General features: G+C 67.3%; 9 protein-coding genes and 1 other RNA gene. 8 read left to right on the top strand and 2 right to left on the bottom strand.

All coding sequences use genetic code 11. The features are described from left to right. The first annotated feature begins 1 nt into the window (after position 1). From AC1POX_RS01455 to gvpU, 7 genes are all read left to right on the top strand, one after another. The gene (locus AC1POX_RS01455) at positions 2-958 is read left to right on the top strand and encodes a PDR/VanB family oxidoreductase (RefSeq protein WP_164738821.1); all 957 of its coding nucleotides are present in this window, start codon (positions 2-4) and stop codon (positions 956-958) included. Between the two features lie 365 nt (positions 959-1,323). Continuing rightward, a complete protein-coding gene (locus AC1POX_RS01450; RefSeq protein ID WP_039417668.1) occupies positions 1,324-2,637 on the top strand; it encodes an NCS2 family permease in 1,314 nt (437 codons plus the stop codon). Positions 2,638-2,764: 127 nt separating this feature from the next. Continuing rightward, entirely contained in the window at positions 2,765-4,315 is a 1,551-nt protein-coding gene (locus AC1POX_RS01445) for an adenosine deaminase family protein (RefSeq protein ID WP_372356661.1), read from the top strand. 133 nt (positions 4,316-4,448) lie between these two features. After that, positions 4,449-5,633 carry a nucleoside hydrolase gene (locus AC1POX_RS01440; protein ID WP_184422548.1) on the top strand — a complete coding sequence of 395 codons (1,185 nt, stop codon included), beginning with the start codon at positions 4,449-4,451 and terminating at the stop codon, positions 5,631-5,633. A gap of 422 nt (positions 5,634-6,055) precedes the next feature. Beyond that, on the top strand, positions 6,056-7,516 hold the full coding sequence (locus AC1POX_RS01435) for an AtzE family amidohydrolase (protein ID WP_011346014.1): 1,461 nt from the start codon (positions 6,056-6,058) through the stop codon (positions 7,514-7,516). After that, positions 7,516-9,096, top strand: coding sequence for a gamma-glutamyltransferase family protein (locus tag AC1POX_RS01430; protein ID WP_303400148.1), 1,581 nt, complete (start codon positions 7,516-7,518; stop codon positions 9,094-9,096). The genes AC1POX_RS01435 and AC1POX_RS01430 overlap by 1 nt, the downstream gene beginning before the upstream one ends. Positions 9,097-9,305: 209 nt before the next feature. Beyond that, a complete protein-coding gene (gene gvpU / locus AC1POX_RS01425; protein WP_008572349.1) occupies positions 9,306-9,764 on the top strand; it encodes a gas vesicle accessory protein GvpU in 459 nt (152 codons plus the stop codon). 4 nt (positions 9,765-9,768) lie between these two features. Here gvpU and AC1POX_RS01420 read toward each other — a convergent pair. Next, positions 9,769-9,845: non-coding RNA, sX9 sRNA (locus AC1POX_RS01420), on the bottom strand. Positions 9,846-10,085: 240 nt separating this feature from the next. Next, positions 10,086-10,973, bottom strand: a complete 888-nt coding sequence (locus AC1POX_RS01415; protein ID WP_011346013.1) for an alpha/beta fold hydrolase — start codon at positions 10,971-10,973, stop codon at positions 10,086-10,088. 366 nt (positions 10,974-11,339) lie between these two features. Between AC1POX_RS01415 and AC1POX_RS01410 the strand changes: the two genes are divergently transcribed. Then, positions 11,340-12,272, top strand: coding sequence for a LysR family transcriptional regulator (locus AC1POX_RS01410; RefSeq protein ID WP_008572345.1), 933 nt, complete (start codon positions 11,340-11,342; stop codon positions 12,270-12,272). The last annotated feature ends 314 nt before the right edge of the window (positions 12,273-12,586 follow it).

Here is a 12,586-nt window from a genome sequence, read left to right as displayed (position 1 = left end):
CATGAGCCTGCATGAAGTGCGCGTTGCCGAGGTCGTCGATCAGGGTCACCGCCAGCGCGCGATCCGGCTGGAACCGGTGGGCGCGCAATTGCCGGCCTTCGAGGCCGGCGCGCATGTGGACCTGCATCTGCCGGATGGCTTGGTTCGCCAATATTCGATCGCCAGCGCGCCGCATGTGCGCGACCACTATCTGCTGTGCGTCAAGCTGGCCGACGCCTCGCGTGGCGGCTCGCGGCATCTGTGCGAACAGCTCGCACCCGGCGACCGCCTGCGCATCTCCACACCGCGCAATCTGTTTCCGCTGCACCCCGGCGAGCGCCATGTGCTGCTGGCGGCCGGCATCGGCATCACCCCGCTGCTGTCGATGGCCCAAGCACTGGAAGCGCGCGGCGAGCCCTTCGTGCTGCACTACTACGCACGCCGGCATGCGGACGTGGCGTTTTCGCAGCGGCTGCAACAAGGCTTTACGCATGGGCAGGTGTACCTGCACCTGAGCGATGGCGGGCAGAGTCCACGCGTGCATGTGCCCGAGGAACTGCGCCAGGCACGTGCGCGCGACCAGCTGTATCTGTGCGGGCCGGCGGCGTTCATGGACCACTTCACCGTGCTGGCAAAGGCGCATGGCTGGACGGCGGCGCAACTGCATCGCGAACACTTCGCCGCCGCGCCCAGCCTCGCCCACGATGCCGACAGCGCGTTCGAGGTGGAACTGGCTGCCAGCGGCCGCGTGGTGCAGGTGCCGGCCGATTGCAGCATCGCCAGCGCCCTGCGCGATGCCGGTATCGAGGTGCCGCTGTCGTGCGAACAAGGCATGTGCGGCGCCTGTCTGACCGGCGTGCTGGCTGGCACGCCAGATCACCGCGACAGCGTGCTCAGCGACGCCGAACGCGCCGCCAACCGGCAGATCACCGTGTGCTGTTCGCGCAGCCGCTCGCCACAGTTGGTGCTGGATCTTTGAGCTCGGTCGTCGCGGCGCCATTGCGGTTGTCATTCACCTCGCGCAGCCTGACGCCTCGCTTGCCCTTCACGATGGCAGGCGACACAGCGCGCCATCGCCCACGGCACGTGCGCTGCCATGCGTGCAGCGGCGGCGCGGCATGCGCCGCAACGATGCGCGATGCCGCGTGACGCTTCCGCGCACCTGTGTGCAAACGCTCCTGCAGCGCAATCCGTGCCCGATGCCCGTGGCAAGCGCAGCGCAACAGGGCAAGATGGGCCGCCCGCGTGCGTGCCCTGCCACGCACCCCGCCCCGTATCGATGAGATCTCTGCCGATGTTCGTTTGTCCTGCCGTCAACCGGCTGTACGCCCCGAGCGCATGCTGATGCGCTGGCCCGGTTTTGCGCTTGCCGCCAACGGCAGCAGCGTGCGCACCGAACTGCTGGCCGGTGCCACCACCTTCCTGACGATGGCGTACATCGTCTTCGTCAATCCCGACATCCTGGCCACCACCGGCATGGATCACGGCGCGGTGTTCGTCGCCACCTGCCTGGCCGCCGCACTCGGCTCGCTGTTGATGGGCATGCTGGCCAACTATCCCATCGGCATGGCGCCGGGCATGGGCTTGAACGCGTTCTTCGCCTTCAGCGTGGTCGGCACGCTGGGCTATAGCTGGCAGCAGACGTTAGGGCTGGTGTTCGTTTCCGGCTGCCTCTTTCTGCTGCTCACCGTCACTGGCGCGCGGCGCTGGTTGGTGGATGGCATCCCGCCCACCTTGCGCAGCGCCATTGCGGCGGGCATTGGCTTGTTCCTGGCCCTGATCGGGCTGCAGAAGGCCGGACTGGTGGTGGCGCATCCGCAGACCTTGCTGACCTTGGGCGATCTGCACCGGCCCGAACCGCTGCTTGCGCTGGCCGGGTTGCTGCTGATCGGCGTGCTGGAAGTGCGCCGCGTGCGGGGTGCCATGTTGCTGGGCATTCTTGCGGTGACCGGCGCGGCGCTGGCGTTGGGGCTGGTGCGCTACCAAGGCGTCCTGGCGCTGCCGCCAAGCCTGGCGCCCACCTTGCTGCAGCTGGATATCGTCGGCGCCTTGCACGGCCATGGCGGCGGCGGTGCGCTCGCTGCGGTGCTGCATGTGGTGCTGGTGTTCGTGCTGGTGGAAATGTTCGACGCCACCGGCACGCTGATGGGTGTGGCGCAACGCGCCGGCCTGCTGCACACGCCCGCGCAGCGCCGCCAGTTCGACCGCGCGCTGCTTGCCGACAGTACCGCCATCCTGGCCGGCTCGCTGCTCGGCACCTCCAGCACCACTGCCTATGTGGAAAGCGCCGCCGGCGTGCAGGTGGGCGGGCGCACCGGCCTCACCGCGCTGGTGGTTGCCGCCTTGTTCTTGCTTGCCCTGCTGTTCTCTCCGCTGGCCGCGATGGTGCCGGCCTACGCCACCGCACCCGCGCTGATCTACCTGGCCTCGGTGATGCTGCGCGAATGCACGCAGATCCAGTGGGACGATGTGGGCGACGCCTTGCCGGCCGCCATCTGCATGCTCGCCATGCCGCTGACCTATTCCATTGCGACGGGGCTTGCGTTCGGCTTCGTCACCTATGCCGCGCTCAGGCTCGGCAGCGGCCGCTGGCGTGGTGTGCACCCGGCCACCTGGGCCATCGCGGGCTTGTTCGTGCTGCGCTATGCGCTGGAATGATGCGTGCCTCCACGTGTTCCAGGCCTGCTTGCCGGCGCGTACGTGGGTGGCTTCGGATCGCGCTGGTGGGCAAGCTATGGGGCCGCCGGCCGTCGCACGCCACCGTCTCTCCAAACGAGTCTCCTGCATGCCATTTGTTCGCCGCTGTCTGATCCTGAGCGTGTGGGCGTGCTTGCCCGTTGCCGTGCACGCACGGCCAACACCAGCACCTGCGCCTGCGCAACAACGCCAACTGCAGGTGGCGCAGTTGTTCCGTGAGGCGGCCGCGCAGCCGGCACAGCTACGTACCTGGCTGCAGGCCATGCCGAAAGGTGGCGACCTGCATAACCACCTCTCCGGTTCGGTGTATGCGGAAGACTATCTGCAGTGGGCCAGCGACGATGGCGCCTGCGTGCAACTGGACGACCTGAGCCTGCGCGCGCCGCCCTGCGGGGCCGGCCAGGAGCCGGCGGGCGGCCTGGCGACCCGCAATGCCGCGCTGTACGGGCGGATGGTGAATTCGCTGTCGATGCGCAACTTCCTGCCAGGCCCAACGCACCCCAGCGGCCACGATCAGTTCTTCAGCACCTTCGGCAAGTTCGATGCGGTGGTCCGCACCCGCGTTGCCGACACCGTCGCCGCAGTGCTGGAGCAGGCCGCACGCGACCGCGTGCCGTATGTGGAAATCATCGCCAACCCGCCGCAGATGGATCAGGCTGCCAAGCGCATGCAGTTACTGCCGTGGAAGGGCGAGGACGACGCAGCCAACCTGCGTGCGTTGCAGCCCGACCTGGCGCCGCTGGTGCAGGCCGCGCAACGCGATCTTACCGACATCGACGCGCAGGTCCGGCGCGTACTGCGTTGCGACCAGGCCGATGCACGCCCCGGCTGCACGGTCGAGTACCGCTATGTTCCGTATGTGCTGCGCGTGCTACCGCAGCCGATGGTGTTCGGGCAGATGGCGCTGGCGCATGCGCTGATCGCGGCCGGCGGCAGCCGCGCGGTGGCGCTGAACATCGTCGCGCCGGAAGACAATCCAGTGGCGCTGGCCGATTACGCGCGGCACATGGCGATGTTCCGCTTCTTCGCAACGCGTTATCCCGGTGTGCCGCTGTCGCTGCATGCCGGCGAGCTGGCGCTGGGGCTGGTGCCGCCGGCGCAGCTGCGCTCGCATATTCGGCAGGCGGTGGATGCCGGTGCACGCCGCATCGGTCATGGCGTGGACCTGCCCTACGAGGACGATGCCGAAGCACTGCTGCAACGCATGCGACGCGAACAGGTTGCGGTGGAGATCAACCTCACCAGCAACGATGTGATCCTGGGCGTCAAGGGCATGGCGCATCCGCTGGCGCTGTATCTGCGTGCCGGCGTGCCGGTGGTGTTGTCCACCGACGATGCCGGCGTCTCGCGTGCGGACATGACCCACGAGTACCAACGCGCGATGCAGGAACAAGGCCTCGACTACCCCACGCTCAAACAGCTGGCCCGCAATGGCCTCACCTACAGCTTCCTGCCGGGCACCAGCCTGTGGGATGCCGACGGTAAAGTTGCGCAGGCCTGCGCCACGGCGTTGCAGCGCGAAACCGATGACGCTGCCTGTCGCGCATTCCGCCAGAGCAGCGAAAAGGCGCGGTTGCAATGGCAGCTGGAAACCGACCTGGCCCAGTACGAGCGCACGCTATTGCTGCAACACACATGACACACGCAGCGTAGGAGCGCGCCCGAGCACGAACGCACTTTACCGGTACGCACCATCGCGCGCAGGCACGCTCCCACAAATGCCTCTCTCCATCGCCGTTGCAACGCCTTCAACCTTCCACGACAAGAACGCAATGACCGATCCGCACCGCCCCTCATCCAGACGCCGCGTCATTCTCGAAGACGACATCGACGGCTTCACGCCCGCACAGCTGCTGCTGTTGCAATCGCCCGACGTGCAGGTGCTTGGCATCAGTGCCGTCAGCGGCAATATCTGGCGCGATGAGGCGCTGGCGCATACCTGCCGCCTGCTGGAACTGGCTGGCCATCCGCAGATTCCAGTGCTTCCCGGCCCGGTGCATCCGCTGCTCAATAGCGAGTTGGCCACCGAGCGCTGGGAAGCGCTGTACGGAAAACTCGTCTGGAAAGGCGCATGGACCAGGCACTGGGTGGACGGCGACACCGTGCAAAGCGCGCCGCGCTATCACGCCCACGATGTGGTGCCCGAGCTGGCGTTGGGCAATCCCAGCGTGGTGCGCCCCGCAGACGAGCCGGCCGCGTTGTTCATGCTGCGCATGGTGCGTCAATACCCGGGCGAGGTGAGCATCATCGCAACCGGCCCGTTGACCAATCTGGCACTGGCGCAATCGCTGGACCCGTCCTTTGCCACGTTGGCGCGCGAGCTGGTCTACATGGGTGGCAGCCTCAATCCACGGCAGCAACGCAATAGCGTGAGTGCGCAGCAATTCGCACGCGAGTTCGTCAATTCGCCGCGACGCGAATTCAATATCCGCTGGGACCCGGAAGCGGCCAGCATCGTCATGCGCGCGCCGTGGCGGCAGATCACCATGGTGCCGGTCGACCCCTCCACCGCCACCGAACTCACCGCCGAGTTGCTGGCGCGCATGAGTGCGGCCGACACCACGATTGGCCACGCACTGCGCCGCCGCGAGCCGGGCTTTCCGATGTGGGACGAACTGGCCACTGCCGTGTGGCTGCGCCCCGACTTGGCCACACGCACCGAAACGCTGTACGTCGACACCAACACCGCCTTCGATGCCGGGTACGGCGATATCTTGTCGTGGGCGCCGGGGTATCAGCCCGGGCTGGGCGAGCAGGCGCAGACGGTGGTGCATGCGGTGGACGTGCCGGCATTCGAACAGCTGCTGGTCGACCGCCTCACCGCGCCGCAACCACCGGCAGTGGGGTTACCACTTCCCTTTTCCCCATCGGGACGTCGGTCCCCTGTCTGGGGAGAAGAGGACCGCAGGGCGGATGAGGGTGCGATCGCCGGTAGCCCTGCGATGCCGGTTGAGTAGGCAGTCATTTACGTGGAAACAAATGCCTGGCACATCTCCAACTGCCGTGACAGCCTCGCCCAACGCCGCCAGCGCCCCAGCCCGCGTTTGCGATGCGAACGCTCCCATGCACGCGCACCGGTGGCGCGCAAACCTTGCCTTCTCGCTCCGCGAGAGAGCCGCTCGATCAGGACGTGAGACAGCACGACCCGCGATGACGCTGCTGCATGATTAGATCCAACGCCGGAAGCTGCACGTCTGCGGTCTTTGCGGTCACAACGACCGCGGTAACGGTGACGCGCAATCCCGACAGCCTCGTGTCGGCTCTCAACGCATCAGCCAGCACGTTTGCACGACCCGCACGCCAAGCAGACAAGCAGACAAGCAGACAAGCAGACAAGCGAATCTCAACTCCCCAATCCCCGCTTTCCAACAGGTGATCCATGCAACTCCCCGCGCAATGGCAGGCAGGCGTCGATCGCAATACCGAAGTGCTGCGTGGGCACGCGCAGCTGCTGGCCAGCTTCCATGCGCCGCCTGCAACGGCACACGAGGGCGGCGGTGCGCGCGGCCAGATTGCCTCCATCGTCAGCACCACGCGCAGCCAGCCCACGCTGGCCGCGCGACTGGCCACCCAGACGCTGACGCGCATCAACCAGGCCAACGACCGCCTGTGCGCCATCACCCGCCTGCTGCCGGCGCGTGCCGCGGCTGATGCCGCGCGCGTGCAGGCCGCGCTTGCCGGGGGCAGCGACGGGGGCGCGTTGGCCGGCGTGCCATTCGTGGTCAAGGACCTGTTCGACGTCGCCGGGCAGGTCACCACCGCCGGCGCCGCGGTGCGTGCGCACTGCCCGCCGGCCAGCCGCGATGCGGCGGTGGTGCAACGGCTCAGCGACGCCGGGGCCGTGCTGGTGGGTACCGCCAACATGGACGAATTCGCGTACGGTTTTGCCACCGTCAACGCGCATTACGGCACCACCGCCAATCCACACGATCTCCAGCACCTGGCGGGCGGCTCGTCGGGCGGCTCGGCGGCTGCGGTGGCGGCCGGGCTGGTGCCGTTCGCGCTTGGCTCGGACACCAATGGTTCCATCCGCGTGCCGGCCGCGCTGTGCGGCATCTACGGCCTGCGCCCCACGCACGGCGCCGTGCCCCTGGATGGCGTGTTCCCGTTTGTCGACGCACTGGACGTGGCCGGCCCATTCGCCACCTCGGTGGCCGACCTGCGCCGCATCCATGAGGTACTGCGCGGGCAGCCGCTGCCTTCGTGCCATGCCGGCAACCTGCGTGTCGCGCGGTTGGGCGGCTGGTTTGAACGCAATCTGGATCCGGATCTGGAGGCCGGGCTGCAGGCCCTGCTCACCGCCTGCAACAGCCTTTCGTCGATCGACCTGCCGGAGGCCGAACGCGCACGCGCCGCTGCCTTCGTCCTGACCGCTGCCGAAGGCGGGCATCGTCACCGCAGCGCACTCACCGCGCACGGCGCGCAGTTCGACCCGGCCACCCGCGACCGCCTGCTCGCCGGCTTGCAGCTGCCCGCCAGCGCGGTGGCCGATGCGCACCGCTTCGCACAATGGTTTGCCGATGCCATGCACGCGCTGTGGGACCAGGTGGAGGTGCTCATCGCGCCGGCCACCCCGTGCGTGGCGCCACGCATCGACCAGGACACCATCCAGATCGACGGTTTGCCCGTCTCCGCACGCGCGAACCTGGGCATTTTTACCCAGCCACTCGGCCTGGCCGCCTGCCCGGTGCTGGCCGCACCGTTGCCGCGTCCCGGGCGCCTGCCACTGGGCGTGCAACTGATCGCCGCGCCCGGCCGTGAAGACCGCCTGTTTGCGCTGGCCGCGCAACTCGAACGCGACGGCCTGCTCGCCTTCAGCCCGCCGCCGGAGTCACGCTGATGGTGCATACCCTGCGCGCGCGCCGCGGCATGGTGGTCGCACCGCACCACTTGGCCGCACAGGCCGGGCGCGATGTCTTGCGCGACGGCGGCAATGCCGTCGAAGCGGTCGTGGCCACCGCCGCCTGCCTGGCGGTGGTCTACCCGCACATGACCGGCATCGGCGGCGATGGCTTCTGGCTCATCCACGAACCCGATGGCCGCGTGCATGCCATCGATGCCTGCGGCCGCGCGGCGCAGGCGGCAACACTGGATTTCTATCGCGGCCACGCCCACGTTCCGTGGCGCGGGCCAGGCGCGGCCAATACCGTGGCCGGCACCGTCTCCGGCTGGGCGCTGGCCCTGCAGCAGGCAAACGGCAGCGTGTCGCTGCAACGCCTGTTGAGCGATGCGATCCATCACGCCAGCGCCGGCGTGCCGGTCACGCTGGGCGGGGCGCAGATCGCCGCCAGCAAGGGCGCAGAACTGCGTCTGCAACCCGGCGCCTATGCCGAGATCTTCGAGCCGCACGGCGTCCCGCTGGGCGAAGGCGCGCTGCTGCACCAGGCGCAGCTCGCGCGCACCCTGCAGCGGCTCGCCGATGAAGGGCTGGAGAGTTTCTATCGTGGCGCGATCGCACACGATATCGCCGCAGACCTGCAGGCATTGGACAGCCCGCTCAGCGCACACGACCTGGCGATCCATCGCGCCGACGTCAGCGTGCCGTTATCGGTTGTCATCCAGGGCGCGCGCCTCTACAACCACGCGCCCCCCACGCAGGGGCTCGCCTCGCTGTTGATCCTGGCGCTCTTCGATCGCCTGAAGGTGGAAGACGCAGACAGCTACGCACACCTGCACGGGCTGATCGAAGCCAGCAAGCAGGCGTTCCTGATCCGCGACGCACACCTGGGCGACCCCGCCTGGATGACGCTCAACGCGCAAGCCCTGCTCGACGACAGCACCGCACTCGATGCGCTCGCCGCACGCATCGACATGAGCGCCGCACTGCCGTGGCCACAGTCCTCGCAAGCAGGCGACACCGTCTGGTTCGGCGCCATCGACGCGCACGGCCGCGCGGTCAGCTGCATCCAGTCCACCTACTTCGAATTCGGCTCCGGCCTGGTGCTGCCGCGCACCGGCATCACCTGGCAGAACCGAGGCTGCAGCTTTCGCCTCGCCCCCGATGGCTGGAACGCCCTTGCCCCAGGCCGCAAACCCTTCCACACCCTCAACCCGGCACTGGCCACCTTCGACGATGGCCGCGTGATGGCCTACGGCACCATGGGCGGCGAAGGCCAACCGCAAACCCAGGCCGCCGTGTTCTCCCGCTACGCCCGCTTCGGCATGCCGCTGCAGCAGGCGGTCAGCGCACCGCGCTGGCTGCTCGGCCGCACCTGGGGCGAAGACAGCACGGCGTTGAAGCTGGAAGACCGCTTCGACCCGGCCGTCGTGCAAGCCCTGCGCAACGCCGGGCATGCGGTGGAACTGCTGCCGGCGTACAGCGCGGTGATGGGGCATGCCGGTGCCTTGGTGCGTGAGGTCGATGGCGTGATCAGCGGCGCCAGTGATCCGCGCTCCGATGGGGTGGTGGCGGGGTGGTGAGCACAGCGGTCGCCCGCCCCATGCGCGCCATGGGCATGCACCGGGTGAAAGTGTCCATGTGTCGCAAGACCATCGTGCCGGAGCCTTCGTAGCGAACCCAACCACGGCAACCTTGGCGATCCGTGTGCCATGCTTAGGCACGCCAACGGCGCGCCATCCACATCTGCGTTACGGCTAACGCGTCGTCCAATCCACTCAAGGAGAGCAACATGACAGACCAAGATCAACATCAACCGTCGCTGGAAGACGTCAAGCTGGCGTTCGATGGCCAGAGCGTGGATTGGTATCTGCAGAAGCTGGTCGGCATTGCCAACACCTCGGACGTGCAGTTCGGCGTCACGCTGTTTGTCGAAGGCATCGTCATTTCCGGCCAGTTGGTCAGCGGCAAGCGGTATTTCGAGGCATTTGCGCAGGAGTTCTCTGCGGCCTACCCCGGCGCGGCCGATGAAAAAGAAGATATCCGTCGCGCGTTTGCCAGCCACGCCAGCATCTACGATTCCGAAGACGATGCGCAGCAGAGCAGCACGCCGCCGCAGTTCATCCACCTGATCGATGCGCGTTGCTTCTCACCGGGCGGCCAGCCGCTGCCAAGCAACCGTGGCGTGTTGTGGCGTGGCAAGGTCAATGCGGTTTCCGGCTTCACCCTTGGGTCGCTGTCGGCAGACTGAGCGCGGCCAACAGCACGTCGCGCGCCGCCGTCAGGTGGGCGCGGAAGGCGCGCTCAGAACCGCAGTGTACGTGTGGTACATGCCGATTCCGGGCACAGGCCGCGCCCGCCTGACGGCGGCGCAGTCGTTTTTGTTAGGTGCTTCAAGCCCCGTACCGTCTGCTCCAGTGTGAGTGCGCGCCATCTCACACTGGACTACCAACCACATCTCGAAGCAGTGCAAGGCCGCTCCAGAACGGCAGCATTTGGCGATCCTGTGTCAGGCAGCGCCGTTGGACCTCAGCGCACGTTGGCGATGCAGTGGCATCAACACGGCCACGCGTCATACAGACGGCGCGAGCGTACGCGACAAGAACTCACTGATGGAGTGCGCAATCTCCACCGCATGCGTCTCCAGTGCAAAGTGCCCCGTGTCCAGCAGGTGCACTTCGGCCTTTGGCAGATCCTTGCGGTAGGCCTGTGCGCCGGCGGGGATAAAGGCTGGGTCGTGCTTGCCCCACACGGCCAGCAATGGCGGCTGATGGGTACGAAAATACGCTTGGAATGCCGGGTACGCTGCCACGTTGCTGCGGTAATCCAGGATCAGGTCGAGCTGGATCTCTTCGGCGCCCGGGCGCGCCATGTAGGCGATATCCAGCATGTAGCCGTCCGGCGACAGTGCCCCGGGCGCGACACCGGTACCGTACTGCCACTCACGAATGGTCTGCGGCGACAACGATGCACGGCAGGCCTCGCGATTGGCGGCGCTTGGCTCACGCCAGTAGGCTTGCCAGGCGTCCCATTGGTCGCTGAAGCCCTCCAGGTAGGCATTGCCGTTCTGGCTGATGATGGCGCTCACCCGTTCCGGATGCGCGGCCGCAAGGCGGAAGCCGACCGGTGCACCGTAGTCGAACAGGTACAGGCCATAACGCGTCAGCCCCAAGGCGTCGGTAAAGCCTTCGATCACCTTGTAGAGCGCCTCGAAGGTGTAATCGAACTGCCCACGCGGCGGTGCCTTGGTCATGCCGAAGCCGGGGAGATCCGGGGCGATCAGACGGTATTGGCTTGCCAGCAGCGGCATCAGGTCGCGGAACATGTGGCTGGCACTGGGAAACCCATGCAACAGCAACAGGACCGGTGCGTCCTTGCGCCCTGCCTCGCGATAGAACACCTGGACATCGCCAACCTGCTGGGTGCGATACCTGATGCGCTGGGTGGAGTCGTGGGACATGCTGCCTCCGTCAAGTGGTGGGGTGTATGCGCCGGAAGTGTCGGCTGCACGCAATCTGCCGGCCCCCAGGGCCAGTGCCGTGCCAATCCACCCCAGGCGCAGGATGGAGCGGCGCCCGTGTAACGCCGGCGCATGTTGCCGGTGGGAATTGATGCGTGGGTCGGCGTGCATGCTGGTGCGGCAAAGCGTGTGGAAAGGCGGCCATGCTAGGTGCGCCGGTCCAGCACGAGAACCACCCTGGGATTCAATTGAGCATTGCATCGCACGCAATGCCGCGGCCACTGTTGCGTTTGCATGCGCTGCATGGCGCATGCGGCATCCAGGGGTTGCTCACATCGGGCTGCTAGGCTGCGTGCCCGGTCGAAGGTGATTGTCGAAGTCGAGGCGCAGGTGGACCGCATCCAGGAAATGACGCTGTTTGCCGCGCTGGCCGAGCACACCAGCTTTGCGGGTGTCGCACGCCATCTCGGCATTTCCACCGCCACGGTCACGCGCACCATCGCGCAGCTGGAAGCGCGGCTGGGCGTGCTGCTGGTGGTGCGCAGCACACGCACCATGCGGTTCACCGCAGCAGGCCAGCAGTATGCAAGCGACTGCCGGCGCCTGTTGGCCGAGTTGGAGGATGTCGAAAGCCGCGCCGCTGGCCTGCATACGCTCCCCAGCGGCTTGCTCACCGTGACTGCCCCGCAGATGTTCGGTGCACTGCATGTCACACCTGTCGTGGCGCACTTCCTCAGCCGCTACCCGGCGATGCGCGCACGGACACTGCTGGTGGACCGCGTCGTGCCGCTGCTGGAGGAAGGCATCGATGTGGCGATCCGGATCGGCACGTTGCCCGATTCGTCGCTGACTGCCATCCCGGTCGGCAGCGTCCGTCGCATGGTCTGTGCCTCGCCCGGCTATCTTGCAGAACACGGCATACCGCAGCACCCGGACAGGCTGCCGCAGCATGCAACGATTTCCACCTCCGCGGCCGAACGCGCGCCCAAGTGGGCGTTTCGTCTGGATGGCCGTGCGCATGAGGTGGACGTTGCCTCGCGCCTGAGCGTCAGCGCATTCAACGCCGCCATCGTTGCCGCAGTGGATGGGTGGGGCCTCACGCAAGTGCCGTCCTACCAGGTCCGCCAACACCTGCAAAACGGAACGCTGGTCAGCGTGCTGGATGCCTTCGAAATCGCGCCCGAACCGGTGCACGTGGTCCATGTCGAAGGCCGCCGCGGCTCGTCGAAGGTGCGCACCTTCGTGGACGAGTGCGTGGCTGCGTTACGGCACGACCTTGGATGTGCGGACGGCGGTTGAGCGGCGCCAGGCAGCCCCGCCATGCCGTTGGCTGCCGCACGCGCGCGAAGGCGCGCCTGACCGCAGCAGCGCCATGCAGTCGATCGGCCGATGCAGTTGCAGCGCGATCCTCCCGAACTGTATGAACAGCCGCCCCCGCCCCATGAGCACGTTCCGAGGTTCTCCTTCGCGCGGCGTGTGGCGCATGGGCTGCGCGTGACGCAGCACCCACGGCGTTGGGTGCGTCCGCGGCGTTGCCGCCAACCGATGCGGGCAGGACCGTGACTAAGGTGCCGCTGGCACGCGCACGTTCGCTGGATGAGGTCGTCGCAACG

This window comes from Xanthomonas sp. NCPPB 3442 (assembly GCF_056725145.1).
The sequence above is the reverse complement of the archived record's forward strand: the minus strand, read 5'-3'. Positions and strand labels throughout refer to the sequence as shown.